Origin of the sequence: Psychrobacter sp. TB67 (genome assembly GCF_000511065.1) — a bacterium.
Lineage (GTDB): Bacteria > Pseudomonadota > Gammaproteobacteria > Pseudomonadales > Moraxellaceae > Psychrobacter > Psychrobacter okhotskensis.
The window spans coordinates 1-21,480 of record NZ_AYYA01000051.1; the positions used below are offsets into that span (position 1 = coordinate 1).

Sequence of the window (21,480 nt, forward strand, 5' to 3'; positions counted from 1 at the left end):
TATAGTCACCTGACCACAAAAATGTTATAAAATAAATCAACTAAACGATTACCACAATAAATAACCATGACTTACTCCCTAGATTTTCGCAAACAAGTCTTAAAAAGCTTAGATGAGGGCATGACCTTTGCTGAAGCTGCTGTTTTCTATGATATCAGTCCAACGACTATCCAGAAGTGGAAAAAGCGTCTTCATAGTAAAACCACTCGATATATTAAGCCCTACAAAATAGAGGATGAAGCCTTAGCTCAAGATGTCAAAGACCACCCTGACGATTATCACTATGAGCGAGCACAGCGTTTTGATTGTAGCCCAACAGGCATCAGTAAAGCCTTAAAGCGTATTGGTGTTAGCAAAAAAAAAGACACTTGAGCATCCCAAAGCCTGTCCTGTGAAAAGAGCGACTTATCTAGCCAAGCTTAACCACTACATTGCTCAAGGCTTTGCTATTGTCTATATGGACGAAAGTGGGTTTGAGAGTGAAACGATGCGTCCTTGTGGTTATGCACCCATTGGTAGCCCCTGCATTGGCAGTTACAATTGGCAAGCCAAAGATCGAACCAACGTCATTGGTGCACTATATGGCAAAACGCTGTTTGCACTCAATTGCTTAAAGACCAACATTAATAAAAAGATTTTCTATCACTGGTGCAAGTTCACGCTGATACCAAAGCTTAAGAGAAAATGTGTAATCGTTATGGATAATGCAGCCTTTCATAAGCGCGTTCAAAAGCTGCTTAACAGGCATGGTCACAGGCTATTATTCTTACCTCCTTATAGTCCTGACTTAAATCCCATCGAGAAAAAGTGGGCTCAAGTGAAGTTTTTACGCCAAGGTTGGATGGAAAATGACTTATCTAAATTGTTTTATGATATTCATCCAAAACATAACTCTTTTGTAGTGCAGTGACTATACTTTGTTACGTGCAACAGAACCCGTACAAAGACATTTGGAATTATTTTTCTTAAATGAAGGCTATTATTATGATAGACGGAAAAACTACTATAAAAATCAAGGGAAACCAGCGACGAAAATATTTAGTATTCAACTAACAGCTCAAGCGGTTCAATCTATTGCTTATAACGATCCACATACAGCTAGATCGCGTCCAACCTCTTTGTTAAAAACGGAAGCTAATTATAATAAAATATTTGATCCTAAGAAGGATTTTAAACCGATGTTCAACTGCTGTCTTATATATAAGAAAGGGCATAGTTATTGGCTAAAGCATTCTGATAGTAAAGAGAAGAGTAAAACATCGAATTTTAAATTACACTTAGGTATGATAATTTCTAGAATTTATTTTAAGAAGACAAACGTTTCTTTTGAAGATATATCTATTATTGATCTATCTCTGATTACTCAAAATATTTTCGAAGAAGCAATAAATTTTCTAGCTAATAGCATTGATAATTACTTACTAGCCAATTCAGAGAAAAATCTAATCAACATTGCAAAAAGTAAAGAGTTTACTGATTATCTGCTAGAACAGTTAAATAACAAATTTAAATAAATATGTTAGAAATTGCGCATTCTAATTCATTTAGATTAAGTTTTTAATTATCTTAAAGAACTTTTCAGTAACAAGGCTTTTCAGCACTGATTGAATTGGTATCTTGGCTCCAAAACCCCAAGCCCCTAAAACAGCAAATCCGAAACGCTCGCTATTGATTTGGCGGGCGTTTTTTTATTACGCTTATACGCGTACCCCGCATTTGCTATAATAGCGCCACTTTGCACACAAATAACTCCTACCCCTCATTAGCCCCACGGTACTCTTATGAAATTCTCAAAGTTCGGTCAGAAATTTACCCAGCCCACTGGTATCTCGCAATTGATGGATGACTTGGGCGATGCGCTAAAAAGCGATCAGCCAGTCAATATGTTAGGCGGCGGTAATCCTGCCAAGATTGAGGCGGTGAATGAGCTGTTTTTGCAGACTTATCGAGAGCTTGGCAATGATAATGATACAGGCGAAGCGAATAGCACCTCAATCATCAGTATGGCGAATTATTCTAATCCGCAGGGCGATGCGGCTTTTATCGAGGCTTTGGTCAGCTTTTTTAATCGTCATTATGATTGGAATTTGACCGCAGAAAATATCGCTTTGACCAATGGTTCGCAAAATGCCTTTTTCTATTTGTTTAACTTGTTTGGTGGTGCTTTCGCTGACGAACAGAGCGAATCTATAGACAAATCTATCCTACTACCGCTAACGCCTGAATATATTGGCTATAGCGATGTGCATGTCGAAGGTCAGCATTTTGCCGCAGTATTGCCACATATCGACGAAGTGACTCATGATGGCGAGGACGGATTTTTTAAATATCGGGTGGATTTTGAAGCGTTAGAGAACTTGCCCGCGCTCAAGGAAGGTCGTATTGGCGCGATTTGCTGCTCGCGTCCGACCAATCCAACGGGTAACGTACTGACCGATGAGGAAATGGCGCGGTTAGCTCAGATTGCCAAGCGTTACGAGATACCACTGATTATCGATAATGCCTACGGTATGCCCTTCCCTAATATCATTTATTCAGACGCGCATCTCAATTGGGATCATAATACGATACTGTGCTTTAGCTTATCTAAGATTGGCCTGCCCGGTATGCGTACCGGTATTATCGTCGCCGATAGCGAAGTGATCGAAGCGGTCAGCGCCATGAATGCGGTGGTGAATTTAGCACCGACACGTTTTGGCGCGGCGATTGCGACGCCACTAGTAGCGGATGATCGTATCAAGCAACTCTCCGATGACGTGATCAAGCCTTTTTATCAGCAGCAAGCTAAGACAGCAGTGAAGCTATTAAAAGAAGCGTTGGGCGATTATCCGCTAGTGATTCATAAGCCAGAAGGCGCGATATTTCTGTGGTTATGGTTCAAGGATTTGCCGATTAGCACCTCTGAGCTTTATGAGACTCTCAAAGAAAAAGGTACGCTTATCGTGCCGAGTGAGTACTTCTTCCCTGGTGTCGATATCAGCGATTATAAACATGCACATGAGTGTATTCGTATGAGTATTGCCGCCGATGAGCAGACTTTGATTGATGGCATTGCGGTGATTGGTGAGGTGGTTCGTGGGTTATATGACGAGGCTAAGTGAATAGTTTGAGCGTCTTATTTTAAAGTAAAAAAACGGACTATTAAGTAGTCCGTTTTTTTGCGCTATATATATATTTGAGAACAATCTAGCCTAGCTCTTTCAATAAAGCCTTGGCACTGATTTTACCAAACTCATTAGCCGCCAATGGCCCATCACCTGAAATCAGCTTTCTATCCTGATGCGTCTGCCCTGAGGCGAGCTTATTGCTAATCGTGACACCCAAATCCTCTAATTTTTCACCGAAATACCAAGGCATAGGTCCCGGCAGATAACCAATTTTTGGCATTTGCTTATCCATTATAGTTGGGAACGCAACCATTTCGTAACCTTTAAAGATAAAGTCTTTGTTAGCGTTATCGACTTGGTTTGAGCTATCAGGACTTTCTAAATTAGCTGCTAGTAGAGCAGCTGGTCCATGACAGATGGCTAAGGTAAATAAATCCTTTTCGTGACCCCAACGTAACAGTTCACCAAGATTATAATCTTCAGGTAAGCCTAGCATCGCGCCGTGACCGCCGGGAATGAAGATAGCGGCGTAGTCGTCACTTTTAGCCATGTCATTTTTGACAAAGTCAGCAATACTTTTTGGATTATTGAGCTTGGACTCATACTCGCTATAGATTTCTTTAACGTTTTCGTCATCCTCTGGCATGGCCCACTGCTCAACCTTTACTGACTCACCAGTTGGGGTAAATACGTCTACTTCAAAGCCCGCTTTTTTAAAATGCAGTAAAGGTACCATCATCTCGACTGGATGATTGCCTGTCTCGAATTTTTTATCATTGGTCATGGTCATGTACTGCTGCTCAGTGCAGACCATCATGATTTTTTTATCACCCGTATAAGGTGTGTCATAATCGGTATTATCATAGTTAGTTTTGCTCGGTGCTGCTATCTTGAGCGAGGATACGGAGGGAATATAAACTCCTTCCTCAATTTGTATTGGTTCTAAACCCAACGTATCTTTAGCTTTATCTAATAGGTCTTGGATATTCATAGTGACTCCTTTTTGATAGGTTTTTTATTATTTGTAGTTGTGGATAGCTCAATCGATAGAACCGATAGGCATATCGATTCAGCTTTTGTCTAAATGTAAGGTAACAAACTAAAAAGGCGTTAAATAGAGGAGAGTTTTTATGTTTCGTAAGCTTTGTAAGGGGTCGGTTGTTAAGTTGCAGAGTTTTCTATGTAACAACTAACCACTCTATAAATCAACTTTTATCCTAATATACTGCGTCTGTGCATTGACGCGACCGCCTATCTGCATGGCACTAGCGCTATGAGTCACCGCTACATATAAATAGCCGTCTCTCGCCCAAAATATATCAGCAGGATCAGTGATAGGCATCCAATTTTTAAAGCCTGCACTCATAACAGGGATGATCTCTCTGCCTTTAACTTTATAGAGTCCGAGATCGGTATGACCCTCATATGGGTTAGCGTAAGCTGAGATGATATAGCGTTTATTTGGTGAGAGATAAGGATAAGCTGAAAACTCTTGAGTTAAGAACCCTTCAACTTGATCAAACATTTGATAGTTCTGACTCTCCCAACGCAGTACTTCAACCAGATGCTGATCTAAGGCATCTATTTGGCCGATATATCTATACGTTTCGCCATCATCGTCACTATCGATATCTACTAGTTTCAAAGAGTCCTTAACCAGTTGAATGGATATGACGCCATCTTGTTTTTTAATCGCGTTTTTATGTGATAGATAATCGACAGCGAGCGGACGTTTTTTCTCAAAAAAGGCTTTATCTATTAATTCAATTTTAAGATAGTCATTGAGTACTTTGCCAGCTGGAAAAAGTTGATCTTTTTTGCCTACTGACAAATGCGTTATTCGATTTAACTCATTAGTATCAAGTAATTTGACAGGTACAGGTGTTGCGTGGGCTGATGGTTTTTTAATGGAGGGGTTTGTCGATTTAATGACATTCTGAGCAGCCATTGCCGAATGGTAACTGCCAAAGCTAAGTAGCAAAGCGGTTACTACCAGAAGAAGGTTAGCAGCGTAAGACTGAAACTTTGTGGAGATAAACATGGTCATAGCGCCTCTTTTAGGTTTGAAAAACAACCGCATTAATTTACCTTATTTTTATGGTAATCAGCTAAGATCGTTTTTTTAATAATCTAACGGTTGGCGCAGGTGCGGTGGGACGAAAAATCTTAGTCCATTTATTCAACCCATAAAGCACGTAAGGTATCAGGCAAGTATTGATCAAATCATGGAGACTTGCCTTGATGTCTACCATTCCTAATGCAAAAAGCCCTCTCGGTCTAATGATATGGCGGTTGTCTAAATACTCACCCAATAAAGCAATACCCGTGACGACGATTAAAGCTATAAAGGACTTAATACCTTGCTTTTTAATAATAGGCAGCAGCACAAGCAGACACAAAAGATAGACGCCGACACCGACATAGATATGCAGAGCATCTTTAGCCAGTCCGGTTACTTCAATAATATCGATTTTAAAGGTGGTGAAATCCACTAGAGTATTCCAAATATAAGCAAGTAGAAAATAACTGAGAGTATAGCTAAAAATTTATAACTGAACATAAAAAAGGCAGATTATACAATTGATAATCTACCCTCATACTAAAATAAATATTCATTTCACGTTTAGCGTCTCTCTAAATATTCCATTCGACGAAGTTTTTGAGCAGTTGCAAACCTGCAATGTGGCTTTTCTCTGGATGGAACTGGGTCGCAAATAAATTGTCTTGAATAATACTGGCACAAAACGGTTGACCATAATCACAGATAGACGCCACTTGTGAGCTGTCGGCAGGCGCACAGTAATAGCTGTGCACGAAGTAAAAATGGGCGTTGTCCTCGATACCATGCCACAATGGATGATCAACATCCATACCGCTGATGGTATTCCAACCCATATGCGGGACTTTAATAGTCGCACCTTGTTCGTCTTGCCACGTCGGGTCAAACGCTTCTACGCTACCTTTTAAAATACCAAGGCAATCTGTACCACCATTCTCAGATGACTGCTCAAATAACGCCTGCATACCGACGCAGATGGCCATGACAGGCTTGTTGAATATCGCCTGACGTACAACCTCATCAATGCCTGCTTCATGCATGCCAGCGATACAGTCGCGCATGGCACCGACACCGGGGAAGACTATTTTGTCCGCCACCGCTGCGATTTTTGGGTCATTAGTGATAGAGACTTCTGCGCCAACGCTCGACAGTGCTTTACTGACAGAGTGCAAATTACCCATACCGTAGTCTAATAGTGCAATCTTTGTAGCTCTACTCATCTAGAACGCCTCTTTGGTCGACGGCAAGGTATTCAAAGCGCGCTCATCATATTCGCAAGCCATACGTAGCGCACGAGCAAAGGCTTTAAAGGTTGATTCAATCTGGTGATGGCTATTTTTACCTTTGAGGTTGTCTAAATGCACCGTCATCCACGAGTGATTGACGAAGCCGTAGAAGAATTCGCTAAATAGATCCACATCGAATTTGCCCACGTGTGAGCGAGTAAAAGGAATGTCCATATGCAAACCCGGACGACCTGATAGATCAACGACTGCACGCGTCAAGGCTTCATCGAGTGGCGCATAAAAATGCCCATAACGACGAATGCCCTTCTTATCGCCTAAAGCTTTATTAAAGGCTTGACCAAGCGTGATACCCGTATCTTCTACACTATGATGATCATCGATAAAGGTATCGCCGGTACATTTAATATCTAAGTCAAACAAACCGTGACGCTTGATTTGATCAATCATATGATCCAAGAATGGCACGCCAGTGTCTACAGTGCCTTGACCCGTACCATCAAGATTAACGGTACAGGTAACTTGCGTCTCTGCAGTAATACGCTCAACGGTGGCGATACGTTCAGGGTGACCGTGTAGGTTTACATTTGAAGATTGGTTTTGCCCAGTTGTATTGGCTGTCGTTGTTGAATTGGCGGTCATGGCTACTCTCTATTAATGAAAAGCGGTCAATAAAATAGGACGAAAAAGTGCTTAATAAATGATCATTCACAGCTGCATCAGCTACTAACGAAAAATCTAAGATAAAATACGGTTAGCGTCGACGTACAACACTGAATTACTTGGTTTCATGCATATAAAATGCTGCCCATGCTCATCATAGCAAACCCTAACCACTCCTGCCACGACCGAGCAGTAAACCACGCACAAAATCGTGTCATTCTGCTAAAATAGTGGATTCAGTTTTATCAATCATTACTCGCGCCGACTCTGAGAACCCATACTCTACGGCCCTACACTCCATGACATTGTGCTGTCTCACATTATAGGAACCGATTATGCCCTTAGAAGCGATTGCCATCAACCGTTTGGATGCGCCACTTATCAAAAAACCTGCACGTGAGAATGAACTCTCGGAGCGCTTGCATGATTTGTATGACAGCGATGATAACCAGCCAAGTGGTCTCGAGGTATTAAGTATCGTTGAGCAGGGTTTTAAGCGTGGTCAAACGCTTTACGTCGGTATGTTCAATGATAAGCCTATCGCTGCTGTTGCCTGCTTTGACGATGGACAGACCAATGCCAAGCGCTTGCAATATCTTACTGTTCATAGCCAAAATCGTGGTCGTGCTATCGATGCCAAGTTTATTAAACTGGTTTATGATGCCGAAGTAAAAAAAGGCGTGCGTGAATTCGTCCCTGTTGATGCGGATATTCATCGTATTATGAGCGAGTATGAGCTACTGCGCGTTAAGGATTAATCTTAAGGTTAAAACCTTATATTTGACTATTTATGCCTTTTTATCGCCTATTATGCAAAAATCACTTGACAGTAACGTCTATATTTAGTTTAATAGCGCCTCAACGAAGACGGCTCGATAGCTCAGTCGGTAGAGCAACGGATTGAAAATCCGTGTGTCGGCAGTTCGAACCTGCCTCGAGCCACCATTCGTTTAAGCATTCTAAAAAGCCCTGAACAGCAATGTTTGGGGCTTTTTTTATGCTTAATTTTTATAGCCTTTTATATAGCCAATCCATAATAAGGCTTTAAGAATGAAATAAGAATGAAATAAGAATGAAATCGATATATTGATAACTATAAGTAAACGCTACTCTTGATACAGTCGACCACGTAATAGCAGATTACAACGCTCGCGTGAATCCAAGTCATAAATGGTCGCACGGTAATCAATACCGTGACGGCCTTCAAAAAACACCACCCGATCGCCCACGGCTAAAAAACAAGACGTACGCGCATCATAGATAAAACCATCAATGACGAATGCCAAATCACGATCTATCTCCCGTACCGTATAGGTCTCACCTTGTGGAATCAAACGCTCAAACCATGCGCTATGGGCGGCATTGGTGCTTAGCACACTTATGAGCAGCAGCGCTGATATCATAAAGATACTTTTTAACGACATCGCAAAAGTCGCGCCAGCTAAGCTGATTTTATTTAGGATATTTTTATTAACTGTCATGACCTTAACCTACTCAAACCTGCTCAATGATTGATTCTGTTCGCTATGCTACTTATGCTAAACGCTTACTGTCACGGTTGCATAACATTTCTGTGCTGTTTTTTAGACGGCAGTGCTCAGTATACTCGATAGCAATGATAATGCTAAATAAGACAGATAAATGCTAATAGGGATAAGCGATGAGAGAGTTTGATTATGATTTGGATTATAAAAACCTAGACTTGCGGGCGCAGCCTGAGCTGTATCGCGTCGGTCGCGGTGAGCAAGGCGTATTATTGGTAGAGCCTTATAAGTCTGAGATACTGCCGCACTGGCGCTTCGCCACGCCTGATATTGCAACTGAAAGCAGCGAGACAATTTATCAAATGTTTTTAGATTATCTGGCTGCCGATGACTTTGTCGGTGCCGATATGGCGCGCAAATTTATCCAAATGGGTTATACCCGCGCCCGTCGCTATGCCAATCATAAAGGCGGTAAAAAATATAAAGGCCCAGTACCTGATGATAAAAAAGGCCAAAGCGGCGCACATGGTCGTGCAGAGCTACCACGGCAAGAGGAAGATCCGATTAAAGCAGAGTCCGCGCGTATTTTTAAACAAAAATGGGATGAGTGCCGCGAGAACAAAGATTATCTAAAAATGAAAAAAGAGCATCGTGAACGCTACAAAGATATCGAGTGACTGCTGATGTTTATGATATTAAGAACAGTAAATAACTAAATTGACTGGTCTCAAAACACTACTGTGCTAAGGTATGGCACGATATACCAAACATAATAAATATAACGACTTTCAATAGTGAGGAATAATGGATAAGCAACTTTTAATTTTTGATTTCGACGGCACTTTAATCGATAGCGTACCAGATTTGGCTGATGCGACCAATGCGATGCTGACCACGCTCGGCAAAGAGACCTACCCTATTGACAGCATACGTAATTGGGTCGGCAATGGCTCAAGAATGCTGGTCGAGCGCGCGATGGTGGGTAAGGTAGAGGTGTTAGAAGGTGAGTTGACGGTCGAGGAAGCTGATCATGCCGAGCAGGTATTTTTTGAGGCTTACAATAATATTAGCGGTAGCAAAACTGTTGCCTACCCATATGTCGATAGCGGACTAAAGAAGCTGAAAGATGCAGGCTATACGTTGGCATTAGTGACCAACAAGCCGATTCGCTTTGTTCCCAAAATATTACAATCCTTTGGCTGGCAGGATTTGTTTGCTGAAGTGCTGGGCGGTGATAGTCTAGCTGTTAAAAAACCAGACCCCGCGCCGCTACTGCATGTTTGCGACGCTTTAGATGTAACTCCAGCACAAGCAGTCATGATTGGTGACTCAAGAAACGATATATTGGCAGGACAAAACGCTAATATGGACACTCTTGGACTGTCTTATGGTTATAACTATGGGCAGGATATTCGTGAGCTCAATCCTACCGCAGCGTTTGATGACTTTGCCACACTGGTTGATTATCTTTTACAAGGATAAATGATAAATTACTGAACATCACGCCAGCTACTTACTACGATAGCTCAATGCTTCAGACACATGTGCGCTAGTGATATCGGTACTGTCAGCGAGGTCTGCGATGGTACGAGCAACGCGCAAAACTCGATGATAACCACGAGCAGATAAATTCAAGCGTTGCTGAGCCAACTGCAATAACTGCTGCTCGCCCTCTCCTAGTTGAATATATTGATCAATCTCGCTAGGACTTAGCTCATTATTGACCTTTTTTTGCCGCTTTAATTGATGTTTGTGGGCGGCAGCGACCCGAATTCGCACTTGCTCGGAGGTTTCACCCGCTTGAGCATTTTGCAAGTCGGCGATAGGTAGCGCCGGCACAGTAATATGCAAATCAATGCGATCGAGTAATGGGCCTGATAGCTTATCTTGATAGCGCTTAATCTGCTCGGGACGACAACGACATCTTGCTGAGCCGTCACCATCATAGCCACATGGGCACGGGTTCATCGCTGCCACCAATTGAAAGTTGGCTGGAAAGGTCATCTGCGAGTTGGCACGACTGATGGTAATTTGCTTCGCCTCTAATGGTTGGCGCAGCACCTCCAACACAGTACGATCAAACTCCGGTAATTCGTCAAGGAATAACACGCCTTTATTGGCAAGGGTAATCTCACCCGGTTTGGGACGTGAGCCACCACCGACCAAAGCCACAGCTGATATGGTGTGATGAACTTGGCGAAATGGCCTTGTCCCATAATCATAATCACTGTCTGCGACCGAATAGGTGCTAGCAACTTCTAACGCATCCTCAGCACTCAAATCTGGCAAAATAGTCGGTAGCCGCGAGGCCATCAACGTCTTACCTGAACCGGGAGGGCCTGTAAACAACAGCGAATGTCCACCAGCAGCGGCAATCTCTAAGGCTCGCCTCGCATGATGTTGGCCTTTGACATCAGCCAAGTCCACTTTATAACCCGTGTGTTTTTCTATCGCAGCTGGCGGTACAATCGCTAAGCGCTCATAAGTAGCATTTGGATTGGTCAAAGATTGCAGATGATCGCAAACGGCTTTTAGACTATCCGCTGCCAATATCTCTACACCCTCGACACGGCTAGCTTCAGTACCATTATCGAGCGGCACGATTAACTGCGGCGTTTGTGGTTCTTTATCCTGCTCCGTCAATTCTGATTCATCATTATCTGCTGTCTGTAATACTTTGGACGCCAACACTTCCGCCTTTATGGCTCTAGCAACGGCCAAGCTGCCAGTGACTTGCCGCAAATTTCCATTTAATGCAAGCTCACCGATAAACTCAAACCCTGCTAGTACCTCTGGATCCAACTGATCGCTGGCTGCCAAGATGCCAATAGCAATAGGCAAATCCAGCCGTGCGCCATCTTTTGGCAGGTCTGCTGGTGCTAGATTAATCGTCAGGCGACGATTGGGAAACTGAAATCCAGAATTAAGAATCGCTGAGCGCACTCTATCTTTACTCTCGCGCACAGCAGCTTCTGGCAGACCGACGATGGTCAATGCGGGCAAGCCTTGTGACAAATGCACCTCAATAATGACTTTTGGCGCATGCAAACCGACGACTGAACGGGTATAGACTTGGGCAAACGACATCAGCGTTTCCTGATACAGGGAGCTATTGATAATAGAGCATTATTTATCAACGCGCAAATGTCGTGTTTTTTATCATTCGAATGGCTTGATTGCTGCTAAACGTCTATTTTCTAGTACGCATCCTAGACCGTGCCCTCATTTTAAAAATAGTGATAAAAAGGAGGTAAATTACAGTCAAACAAGGAAAACAGCGCAGATAATATCGAGATATTAGCCAACTACTTCACGCCCTCATCTTTTAATAAATGTTACCTATTAAGTTTTTAATGATTAACACCATGATTTGAAAGAATAAAATAATTATTAACTTTTATTTTTGTCTGACAAATAATTTTGTTAACTGACTAGCAAAGTATTTTCTTTTGGGTATATGATTAGTGAGTATTTGTACACTAAAAGCAACAATAGCAATTTATTGAGCGTTTAAAGCAGGCTAGATAAATGGATTATCAGCGCCTTAAATCGTAAAAACTAACCATGGATGGTGAAAACAATGAATATGTTGATTAGAAATCAGCGAGCGCCCACGCTCACGCTACTCACAATGGCCGTGTCCTTAGCGTTATTCGGCTGCTCGGATAATGACAATAGCTTTAACGATGACGATATCGATACCCCTGCCGCGACATATGAGGCCGATATTCAGCGTACCCAGTTTGGTATCCCCCATATTACTGCCAAGGATTATAAGGGGCTGGGTTATGGTGTCGGCTATGCTTTCGCTGAAGATAATATCTGCTCGCTCGCACATGAAATCGTAGTGGCCAGTGGTCAGAGCATGCTGTATTTGGGCGATGAAGGCAATATGGCCAGCGATGTATTTTATACCTGGTATAACTCTCCAGAGAGGCGCAGCAGTTTTTTAGCGGCGCAAGATCCAGAGGTTATCGATGCTGTAACAGGCTATGCGGCAGGTTATAGTCGCTATCTGCGTGATACAGGCGTTGACAATATTGATCCCGATTGTGCTGGTGTCGAGTGGGTACGCGAAATCGATATCAATGATCTGCTCACACTTTATGGCAAAGCCAATCTACGCGGTGGGCTTTCTAACTTCGTCGGCGCGATTGTGGCCGCGACACCGCCGGTAGAAAATAGCGTAATGGGCAGCTCTAGAATGCGTAGCGCTAACATAGATCCAGTCGTAGAATCCACGCCAAAATTCGATATGACGACGATTAATGTGATGGATGGTGGTAGTAATGCTTATGCCTTTGGTAGCGAGGTCACCGGCACTGACAGTGGTGTAATGTATGGCAATCCTCATGAGCCATGGGAAGGCGTTCAGCGGTTTTATGAGTTTCATTTAACAATGCCAGGCAAGCTTGACGTGATGGGGGTCGGTCAGCAAGGTCAACCCTTCCCTAATATTGGTTTTAATAAGGACGTCGCGTGGAGCCATACCGTCTCTACCGCCAAACGCTTCACCCTTTACCAGCTCAATCTGGTGGCTGGTGATCCGATGAAGTATATCTATAAAAACAGTGATGGTACCCTTGAGCAGCGTGATATTGAAGCCGTTGATGTGACCATCCAGCTCCCTGATGATCAGACCCTAGTTCGACCCATATACTTATCACAATATGGACCTATGCTAGCGGCCAATACCCTTAGTGATCTTTTGCCAACGTGGGGCGCTAACAATCTGGCTTATACGATTCGCGATGCCGCTTCAGAAAATCCACGTGCGTTAAATCAATGGCGCAGTATGAACCAAGCCACTAGTGTAGAAGATCTGGTCGATAGAATGCAGGACACCCTTGGTCTTGGGTTCGTCAATACCATCGCGACTGACCGTTACGGCAAGGCGCTCTATGCCGATATCTCAACCGTGCCGCATGTGACTAAAGAGCAGCTAGAAGCCTGTAGTGCCAATGCAGGGCCTTTCCTTGGGGCTTTGGTCGCAGCAGACTTGCCAGCACTAAACGGTAGCGATGCTGCCTGCGAATGGGGCACTGATGCGGACTCGCCACAAGCGGGTATTTTTGGTCGTTCAAACTTGCCATTTTTGATTCGTGATGACTATGTCGAAAACTCAAATGACAGCTACTGGTTGAGCAATCCTGAGGAGCCATTGACCGGATTCTCGCCATTATTACGTCGGCGTTTAGTACCTTTCTTAGGGCCTAATCCCGTAGATGGCGTTCCCCTACTGATGCGTACTCGCATGGGACTTACTCAAATATTGGATCGACTAAGCAATAAAGACGAGCTTGGCGGCAATACTTTTAATCTAGAAAATATGCAAGAAGTCGTCTATGGCAACCGTAGCTACGTGGCGGAGCTGGTACTCGATGATGTATTGGCAGATTGTAATGACAACGCTATGTTACCGCTATCCAGTGGCGGCAGTATCGATGCCACGCAAGCCTGTACGGTTTTAAGCAACTGGGACCGCCGTGACAACCTTGATAGCAAAGGTGCACACGTCTTTAGAGAGTTCTGGAACAATGTCAACTTCATCGAAACCACTGACACCGCATTTGAGGTCAAATTCGACGTCAACGACCCCGTCAATACGCCACGTGATCTCATCATTAATGACAATACGCGTACCGCTTTGGGTGATGCGATTGCTTACTTTACTAGCAAAAACATAGCCCTCGATGCAAGTTTGGCTGATTTGCAGTACGTGATTGATGCCGGTAAGAGTAACGAAAAAATCTCTATGCATGGCGGACTTGGTCGTGAAGGGGCTTTCAATGTCGCACAGTCTCGAGGTAGAGAAATCATTAGAAATGGCGTTAAGACGACAACCACAACAAACAGTGACGGTACTTACGGCCCCATTATTAATGGCCCCACCTATATGCAGACAGTGACCTTTGATGACAAAGGACCGATCGTAGAAGCGTTATTAGCGTACTCACAATCAGCAGATAGCACGCGGCCTTATCACCGTGATCAGACGCGTCGCTACTCTGCCAAAGATTGGATTCGTGTCCCCTTTAGTGCTGGCGAGATATCCGCGCAAGCAGTTGGTGATAAGATTGAATTAAGAGAATAATCTGAGGATCATTTGCAGTAACTATCGGTAAACGTATACACAAGACCTCAGATAAATTCTGGGGTTTTTTGCTAATATTATTCGGGGGTATGTTTTCAGTTCAATCTATAATCATCTAAATATATAGTCAAAACATCCTAAAAACGCGACGGTATTGCTGATATCAATTTTTTGTAGCCTCTGTCTACACAGGCACAGCAAGCAAGAAAAATGGATGTCAGCAGTGCCTGATGTATCGATATTACTTTTCATTCACTGTAGCCATCTAAATGAAGATATTCCTTAAAAGAAACTACGCTAGGATTATTTATGACCAATATTAATTACAGCCATTATCTGCAACAACTTGGGTTTACAGCATCAGAGATTGATCAGCCAATCATACCCGACTTAGAACACCTAAAACGCCTACAGCTTACGCATTTAACCCAGTTTCCGTTTCAAAGTTTAACCACCCTTGTAGACCGACCCGTTGATTTAGAAGACCGCTCAATCTATGACAAGCTCATTGAGCGCCGTGCTGGCGGATACTGTTATGAGCTTAATGGCTTATTTTTGGCGCTGCTGCGCCACTTGGGTTATGAGGCGAGAATCATTACTGGGGCAGTGACCATCGACAATCAGCTTGAGAGACACAATGCTCGCACGCACATGGCCATTATGGTGAGCATCGATGGCCAAAACTATTTGGTTGATGTGGGTTATGGTGGCTTAGTGCCCAGCGCGCCGTTGCTGTTCACTTATAACCAAGAAGACACTAATCAAAAAAATAACGACAGTCAAAATGCTTCGCAGATACAAACCACACCGCATGGTCGTTATAAAATCATCAAAGACAACAGTTTTGAAAATCAAATCGAAAATCCCATATTGCCACATGCCCAAGTAAACTATGAACGCTACCTCTTATGTTGTGAGGTTAAGTCAGAATGGCAGATGCTCTACGTCTTTGACTTATTACCACAAATTAAAATGGATATGGTGGTCGGCAGTTGGTATATCTCCACTTACCCTAACTCCCCTTTTAAACGCAGACTTATGGCTTCAAGGCTTGATAATGACGGCGTAAGGCATACTCTATTGAACCATAAATATCAGCGACATCAAGTGGGCAAACCCAGTAAAAGTAGCATTTTGACAAGCGTAGACGAAGTATTAATGCAGCTAAAACAGGTATTTTTGATAGATATCGCTGACGAGTTAACAGCCAGTGAGCGGCAGAAACTAACGGTCTTTTTAGAAAACAATGAATAGACAACAACGAAATCTTAAGAAGATTAACAAGGGTCAAACACCCTACTGTTCACAAGGATTTGCTATACTAGCGTCTATCTATTTAGACATAAATATGGCTGTGCACTTTGTGATAAATAAACAGCAATATATATGGTCAACACGAGGAATGCCGCATGACAGAATATACCGAACCAAACACTGAGCAACCTTATAATCGTGCCGGAGAGCAGCCGACGACCACACGCCCTGTTATGCAGCCAGACAACCCTTATGCCAGTACGCGCGGCAGTATTATGACCAAGCAGCTACCTGCATTTGATGAAGCGATTATTAATAAATACAATCGTTCAGGGCCTCGTTACACCTCTTATCCGACTGCTTTAGAGTTCTCCCCAATCCCTGATGACTTAGAAATAAAAATTCTGCAGAATCGTGAAGCGCGCGCGCCATTATCGCTCTATTTTCATATTCCATTCTGTCGCCATCTTTGCTATTACTGTGCTTGCAATAAAATTATCACTAAAAAAAACAGCGACTCCGGCGATTATCTGCAATATCTCATCGCGGAAATTAAGCACAAACGGCGCTTATTGACCACGCCAGAGGGCAGCAGTAAACCACTCGTTAAGCAGCTGCACTTAGGTGGTGGTACGCCGACATTTTTACGTGATGAAGAGATGAGTCAACTGTGGGCGTTTTTGCAGACCCAATTTGAATTCTTACCTGAAGATGAAGGCGACTATTCTATTGAAATTGACCCGCGCGAGCTGGGTGATGACACCTTAAAAACGCTACGCAATCTTGGTTTTAATCGCATCAGCTTAGGGGTGCAAGACTTGGACGAAACGGTACAAATCGCCGTCAATCGCATGCATTCGGCAGAAATGATCGAAAATGTGCTCACTGAAGCGCGCGAGCTTGGTTTTCATTCTATCAATGTGGATCTGATTTATGGCCTACCGCATCAAACGCCTGCGACCTTGGATAAAACCGTACGCCGCATCATCGAGATGTCACCAGATCGTCTGTCAGTCTTTAACTACGCGCATCTGCCAGAACGCTTTAAGGCCCAGCGTCAAATCAAAGAAGCAGACCTGCCAGAGCCGGCGGCTAAGCTTGCGATGCTCGGCAATACCATCAATACGCTGACCGAGGCGGGCTATCAATATATCGGTATTGATCACTTTGCTAAGCCTGATGACGAGTTAGCCATAGCGCAGCGCGAGGGCAACCTACATCGTAACTTTCAAGGCTACACCATCATGGGTGACTGCGACTTGATAGGCTTTGGCGTCTCATCCATCAGTCAAATTGCCAACGCCAATACCCGTTACATTTTGCAAAATGAGACAGACTTACAAGCATATCAAGCCAATATCGATGCGGCAAAAAGCAATCTTGCTGTCATGCCAGCAGTAAAAGTTATCAAGACATCGATTAAAGATCGCTTGCGTGAATATGTGATTATGAAGCTACTCTGTCATGACTATATCGACTTTAAAGACGTGAATCAGAAATTCGGTATCGATGCGATTACTTACTTCATTGATGAGATTCAGCAATTGGGTGAGATGCAAGACGATAAGCTCGTCGATATGGATGCTGCTGGAATTCGAGTCTTACCAAAAGGTCGCCTGCTTGGTCGCAACGTCGCGATGGTGTTTGATGAGTATCTGACAAATAAGCAGCAAAATCGCTTTTCTAAAGTTATCTAACTAGACTGGTTCTTGAGTTGATTATGAGCAATAAAAAAGACCTCAAGCGAGGTCTTTTTTTGGTTTAGCATAAAGGCTGTTAACTACCAAGCTTAAGTTTGAATGATATGATTCATAATTTAAGCACTAAACCTTAAGCTTATCGCCTACCATCCCTTTGACTGTACTGAGGATGTCAGCCGGTAATACCACCATTTTTGCATTGTCAGATTCAGCTAACTGACGAATCGACTTGATATATTGCTCACCGAGTAAATAGACAATTGGCATCTCTTCTGTGCCCATTGCTGCAGTAATCAAACGAATCGACTCCTCTGACCCTTTTGCCAACACTACCTGCGCTTCAGCATCACGGCGTGAGGCTTCTAGGCGACCGTCTGCCTCTAGGATAGCGGCTTGCTTTTGACCATCAGCACGGGTCACTGTCGCACGACGTAGGCGCTCTGCCGCCGCTTGCTCTTCCATTGACGCTTGCATGGTTTGCGATGGGTTAATATCTTGAATCTCTACGGTTTTTAGGGTAATACCCCAATCTGCAATATCTTCTGAGATGGCATGCTTTAGCTTGGTTTTGATTTCATCACGGCTAGATAATGCACTATCCAAATCCATCTCACCGATGATGGAACGCAAAGACGTCTGCACCAAATTACGAATACCATATTCATAATCTTCGATACCATATACCGCTTTATCAGGGCGCACGATATTAATATAAGCGACAGCGTTCGCGATAATAACCACGTTATCACGGGTAATCACTTCTTGTGAGGGAATGTCGAGCACGATGTCTTTGGTGGTCACTTTATAAGCGACATCATCAACGTAAGGAATAATGAGGTTTAGCCCAGGTTCTAGCGTTTGACTATATTTACCGAGGCGCTGCACGACCCACTTATAACCCTGCGGTACGATCCGCACGCCTTTAAATACGGTAAACATCACCAGCGCGATCAAAACGATCATGACAATACTGAAACTTTCCATATTCCACCTCTATCATTATATTTGCTTAATTATTATATTTACATACTCTTAGGTATCGCTGCCTGCGACTTCATACTACTGACAACCAATTCATTACCAACGATATCGGTCACGATTACCCGATCACCGACGGCCACTTGTTCTCCTTGCGTGCGGCACATCCATTCAGCGGCCCCAACGATAGGCACACTAAACCGTACCATGCCCGCTCTCTCAGGCTGCGGTGGCACGATAATCATACCGGTCTCACCGATAATAACGCTGCCACCCAATCCCGCTTTGGTACGATCCACTGACAGAGGTTTAATAAATTTAAACCATGCCAATAAAAACACCGCAGAAAGTATCAGCCAAATCACAATCTGGATAGTTAACGAAATGGGTAATAGCCACGACAGTGCTGCGACAATGATGGCAGCAGCGCCAAACCAAAGGCTGGCAAATGTCGGAACGAACATCTCAACAATCAGCAGCACAAAACCCAATACCAGCCAATGCCACGGTTCAATCATCCAGAGAGTCTCCATCATTGATATATTCCCTGTCTTTGTCATTCTAGCTTTCAATGTAGCACATTTCTAGCGTGATAATGCCTTAAAAATCATTAATATACTGCTACCGCTTCCCTGAGTAGAAACAAAAGCTCAATAAGTATTCATGAAAGCCTGATACAAAAAAAACGACCACATATGTGATCGTTTTTTTGTTTAACTGATTCAACTCTATAAATATCAAAGTTAAAATTATAGATTTATACTAGAATTTATAATTTGCACCAATAGTTAATAGCGTAACATCTTCAGCAACATAATCATATTCAGCTTCAATGCTCATGTTAGGGTTGAAGTTATAACCCAAACCAATACCACCAGCGACACCACTATCACTATCACTATCGCTATCAGAGTTTCCAAAAGCGTCGCTTAGAGAGACATCAATCTCAGCTTTAGCAAACCCTAGTTTACCTTTGGCGTATATATCAGTATTAGGGAATTGATAACGGTAAGTACCATAAGCACCATAAGTTTTAAGGTCATATTCACCTTTAATACCACTCACACCTGTATCTACATCAGCGTCATTAGAGCCTACATACTCAATTTCAGCACCAAAGTTAGAATCAAAGTTATAACCAGCATAAACTCCATAAGCAGTAGGATCGTCTAGATCATCAGCATCTACCAAGAACTGACCAACTTTTACGCCAGCGTATGGCTGACCAGCATAGTTGATGGCTGCTTGCGCACTAATACTCATTAAAGAACCAACTGATAATGCGATCAAAGCTTTTTGTAAAGTATTCATCTGTCTTCCTATTAAATAAAACTAAAATGTAGCCTGAGTGGACATAACAGAGCACATAAGTGAGCTGAACTATTGTTGAATTCGCGATTCTAGCAGAAGATTATTTTTAATGCATTCTTTTTTAGTGACTTCAACCGTATTTTTTTCGTACAAAAAAAACGACCGCCAAAGCGATCGTTTTTTATTCTATAATTGACTAGCAAGTATTTAGAATTTTAGATGTGCACCAACTGTCATAAGATCTGCATCGCTACCTAACTTATCATATTCAGCTTCTACGCTAAAGTTAGGGTTGACTGAATAACCAAGACCGACACCACCAGCAAGACTCGTATCACTTTCTGAGTAAGTCTCAGTTCTGATTTCAGTGTTACCAACATTGCGGGTAAAGTCACCCTCTATCTCAGTTTTAGCAACCCCTAATTTACCTTTGGCATATAGGCCCGTATTTGGGAACTGGTAACGGTAAGTACCGTACGCACCGTAGCTTTTAGCATCGATATCACCGCCACGGTAGTCAGCGTCATCTGAGCCGACATACTCTGCTTCGATACCGAAGTTAGGATCAAAGTTGTACCCACCGTACACACCATAAGCGGTTGGATCATCAGCGCCATCGACGTCTAGGTCAAACTGACCGACTTTAACACCTACGTATGGTTGACCAGTATAACCATTGCCATAAGAGACGGCGGCTTGTGCACCCATGCTTACTAAAGAACCAGCGGCTAGTGCGAGTAATGTTTTTTGTAGAATTTTCATTGTATTCTCCTAAGATTTTTTTATTAATTGCTTTTATATGGATTGTGATGGTAAGAGACGACCATAAGAATAGCTATCTCTTATTTTTATAATGAATCAGCCATCTGCCCGATGGCTTAAAACTTTATAACTTTAAACTTTGTGAATTAGAACTTTAGATGTGCACCAACGGTTAGCAACTTGGCATCAACATCGCTGTCCATCATCGCGTATTCAGCTTCGATACCGAAGTCAGGGTTTACTGAGTAGCCTAGACCGACACCGCCAGCGATACCTGTGTCACTTGTAGAGTTTGACACTCTCACTGGACCAGCAGTATAGTCACCTTCTACTTCAGTTTTGGCGACACCGAGTTTACCTTTGGCATAGAGGCCTGTGTTTGGAAACTGATAACGGTAAGTACCGTATGCGCCGTAAGTCTTGGCATCAAGGTCGCCATTGCGGTAATCAGCATCATCTGAGCCGATATATTCTGCTTCAATACCAAAGTTAGGATCGAAGTTATAACCACCGTATACACCATAAGCAGTTGGGTCATCAGCATTGTCAACGTCTAAGTCAAACTGACCGACTTTAACACCTACATACGGTTGACCAGTATAACCGTTGCCATAAGAAACGGCTGCTTGTGCACTGACCGTTAATAAAGAACCAGCTGCTAGTGCAAATAGAGTTTTTTGTAGAGTTTTCATTATTAGCTCCTTCAACTTATGTGGACAAACAAGTTATTTATTTATAGTGGGCGTTTTTAGCCATATCGCCTTGTTTGCTAACGATGAATACATAGTAACAAACTATTTCAGACACTCTGTCAGTGTTTAATG

The 21,480-nt window shown here is 43.0% G+C and carries 22 protein-coding genes and 1 tRNA gene; 11 read left to right on the top strand and 12 right to left on the bottom strand.

Going from position 1 to position 21,480, the window contains the following annotated elements; genetic code table 11:
• The first annotated feature begins 66 nt into the window (after nucleotides 1-66).
• The 4 genes from W293_RS0108040 to W293_RS0108055 all read left to right on the top strand — a co-directional run bounded on the left by W293_RS0108040 (nucleotide 67) and on the right by W293_RS0108055 (nucleotide 3,101).
• Complete coding sequence (locus tag W293_RS0108040; RefSeq protein ID WP_025651943.1) at nucleotides 67-372, top strand: IS630 transposase-related protein; 306 nt, start codon at nucleotides 67-69, stop codon at nucleotides 370-372.
• Nucleotides 347-910 (top strand): transposase, encoded by a 564-nt coding sequence (locus W293_RS0108045; protein ID WP_198015433.1) that lies wholly within the window; start codon nucleotides 347-349, stop codon nucleotides 908-910. The genes W293_RS0108040 and W293_RS0108045 overlap by 26 nt, the downstream gene beginning before the upstream one ends.
• Nucleotides 911-917: 7 nt before the next feature.
• Complete coding sequence (locus W293_RS0108050) at nucleotides 918-1,514, top strand: AIPR family protein (RefSeq protein WP_025672618.1); 597 nt, start codon at nucleotides 918-920, stop codon at nucleotides 1,512-1,514.
• 267 nt (nucleotides 1,515-1,781) lie between these two features.
• On the top strand, nucleotides 1,782-3,101 hold the full coding sequence (locus tag W293_RS0108055; protein WP_025651946.1) for a valine--pyruvate transaminase: 1,320 nt from the start codon (nucleotides 1,782-1,784) through the stop codon (nucleotides 3,099-3,101).
• 85 nt (nucleotides 3,102-3,186) lie between these two features.
• Here the strand turns inward: W293_RS0108055 and W293_RS0108060 are convergent, their stop codons facing one another.
• The 5 genes from W293_RS0108060 to hisB form a co-directional block, all read right to left on the bottom strand.
• On the bottom strand, nucleotides 3,187-4,098 hold the full coding sequence (locus W293_RS0108060) for a DJ-1/PfpI family protein (protein ID WP_025651947.1): 912 nt from the start codon (nucleotides 4,096-4,098) through the stop codon (nucleotides 3,187-3,189).
• A 207-nt stretch (nucleotides 4,099-4,305) separates the two neighbouring features.
• Nucleotides 4,306-5,154 (bottom strand): hypothetical protein, encoded by an 849-nt coding sequence (locus W293_RS0108065; protein ID WP_025651948.1) that lies wholly within the window; start codon nucleotides 5,152-5,154, stop codon nucleotides 4,306-4,308.
• Nucleotides 5,155-5,215: 61 nt separating this feature from the next.
• On the bottom strand, nucleotides 5,216-5,599 hold the full coding sequence (locus W293_RS0108070; RefSeq protein WP_025651949.1) for a hypothetical protein: 384 nt from the start codon (nucleotides 5,597-5,599) through the stop codon (nucleotides 5,216-5,218).
• Between the two features lie 142 nt (nucleotides 5,600-5,741).
• The gene (hisH, locus tag W293_RS0108075) at nucleotides 5,742-6,386 is read right to left on the bottom strand and encodes an imidazole glycerol phosphate synthase subunit HisH (protein ID WP_025651950.1); all 645 of its coding nucleotides are present in this window, start codon (nucleotides 6,384-6,386) and stop codon (nucleotides 5,742-5,744) included.
• Nucleotides 6,387-7,052, bottom strand: coding sequence for an imidazoleglycerol-phosphate dehydratase HisB (gene hisB / locus W293_RS0108080; RefSeq protein ID WP_025651951.1), 666 nt, complete (start codon nucleotides 7,050-7,052; stop codon nucleotides 6,387-6,389).
• Between the two features lie 356 nt (nucleotides 7,053-7,408).
• Between hisB and W293_RS0108085 the strand changes: the two genes are divergently transcribed.
• Together W293_RS0108085 and W293_RS0108090 are read left to right on the top strand one after the other, a co-directional pair.
• Entirely contained in the window at nucleotides 7,409-7,831 is a 423-nt protein-coding gene (locus W293_RS0108085; RefSeq protein ID WP_025651952.1) for a hypothetical protein, read from the top strand.
• Between the two features lie 111 nt (nucleotides 7,832-7,942).
• Nucleotides 7,943-8,018: transfer RNA gene (locus tag W293_RS0108090), tRNA-Phe, on the top strand.
• A gap of 161 nt (nucleotides 8,019-8,179) precedes the next feature.
• Here W293_RS0108090 and W293_RS0108095 read toward each other — a convergent pair.
• Nucleotides 8,180-8,554: a hypothetical protein gene (locus W293_RS0108095; RefSeq protein ID WP_025651953.1), complete on the bottom strand. Its 375-nt coding sequence runs from the start codon at nucleotides 8,552-8,554 to the stop codon at nucleotides 8,180-8,182.
• Between the two features lie 179 nt (nucleotides 8,555-8,733).
• Here W293_RS0108095 and W293_RS0108100 point away from each other — a divergent pair, with 179 nt between their 5' ends.
• Together W293_RS0108100 and W293_RS0108105 are read left to right on the top strand one after the other, a co-directional pair.
• Complete coding sequence (locus W293_RS0108100) at nucleotides 8,734-9,234, top strand: DUF4385 domain-containing protein (protein WP_025651954.1); 501 nt, start codon at nucleotides 8,734-8,736, stop codon at nucleotides 9,232-9,234.
• 127 nt (nucleotides 9,235-9,361) lie between these two features.
• Nucleotides 9,362-10,039: a phosphoglycolate phosphatase gene (locus W293_RS0108105; protein WP_025651955.1), complete on the top strand. Its 678-nt coding sequence runs from the start codon at nucleotides 9,362-9,364 to the stop codon at nucleotides 10,037-10,039.
• Nucleotides 10,040-10,066: 27 nt separating this feature from the next.
• On the opposite strand, the gene W293_RS0108110 is transcribed toward W293_RS0108105, so the two are convergent.
• Entirely contained in the window at nucleotides 10,067-11,644 is a 1,578-nt protein-coding gene (locus tag W293_RS0108110) for a YifB family Mg chelatase-like AAA ATPase (RefSeq protein WP_025651956.1), read from the bottom strand.
• 493 nt (nucleotides 11,645-12,137) lie between these two features.
• Here W293_RS0108110 and W293_RS0108115 point away from each other — a divergent pair, with 493 nt between their 5' ends.
• The 3 genes from W293_RS0108115 to hemN all read left to right on the top strand — a co-directional run bounded on the left by W293_RS0108115 (nucleotide 12,138) and on the right by hemN (nucleotide 17,602).
• Nucleotides 12,138-14,651, top strand: coding sequence for a penicillin acylase family protein (locus tag W293_RS0108115; protein WP_025651957.1), 2,514 nt, complete (start codon nucleotides 12,138-12,140; stop codon nucleotides 14,649-14,651).
• 309 nt (nucleotides 14,652-14,960) lie between these two features.
• Entirely contained in the window at nucleotides 14,961-15,905 is a 945-nt protein-coding gene (locus W293_RS0108120; protein WP_025651958.1) for an arylamine N-acetyltransferase family protein, read from the top strand.
• Nucleotides 15,906-16,060: 155 nt separating this feature from the next.
• Nucleotides 16,061-17,602, top strand: coding sequence for an oxygen-independent coproporphyrinogen III oxidase (gene hemN, locus W293_RS0108125; protein WP_025651959.1), 1,542 nt, complete (start codon nucleotides 16,061-16,063; stop codon nucleotides 17,600-17,602).
• A 126-nt stretch (nucleotides 17,603-17,728) separates the two neighbouring features.
• Here hemN and W293_RS0108130 read toward each other — a convergent pair whose 3' ends face one another.
• The 5 genes from W293_RS0108130 to W293_RS0108150 form a co-directional block, all read right to left on the bottom strand.
• Nucleotides 17,729-18,589, bottom strand: a complete 861-nt coding sequence (locus tag W293_RS0108130; RefSeq protein ID WP_025651960.1) for an SPFH domain-containing protein — start codon at nucleotides 18,587-18,589, stop codon at nucleotides 17,729-17,731.
• Between the two features lie 38 nt (nucleotides 18,590-18,627).
• Nucleotides 18,628-19,119: an NfeD family protein gene (locus W293_RS16285; RefSeq protein ID WP_051395162.1), complete on the bottom strand. Its 492-nt coding sequence runs from the start codon at nucleotides 19,117-19,119 to the stop codon at nucleotides 18,628-18,630.
• 226 nt (nucleotides 19,120-19,345) lie between these two features.
• Nucleotides 19,346-19,894: a porin family protein gene (locus tag W293_RS0108140; protein WP_025651961.1), complete on the bottom strand. Its 549-nt coding sequence runs from the start codon at nucleotides 19,892-19,894 to the stop codon at nucleotides 19,346-19,348.
• A gap of 207 nt (nucleotides 19,895-20,101) precedes the next feature.
• The gene (locus W293_RS0108145) at nucleotides 20,102-20,656 is read right to left on the bottom strand and encodes a porin family protein (RefSeq protein WP_025651962.1); all 555 of its coding nucleotides are present in this window, start codon (nucleotides 20,654-20,656) and stop codon (nucleotides 20,102-20,104) included.
• Nucleotides 20,657-20,802: 146 nt separating this feature from the next.
• Nucleotides 20,803-21,348, bottom strand: a complete 546-nt coding sequence (locus W293_RS0108150; RefSeq protein WP_025651963.1) for a porin family protein — start codon at nucleotides 21,346-21,348, stop codon at nucleotides 20,803-20,805.
• Nucleotides 21,349-21,480 lie beyond the last annotated feature (132 nt).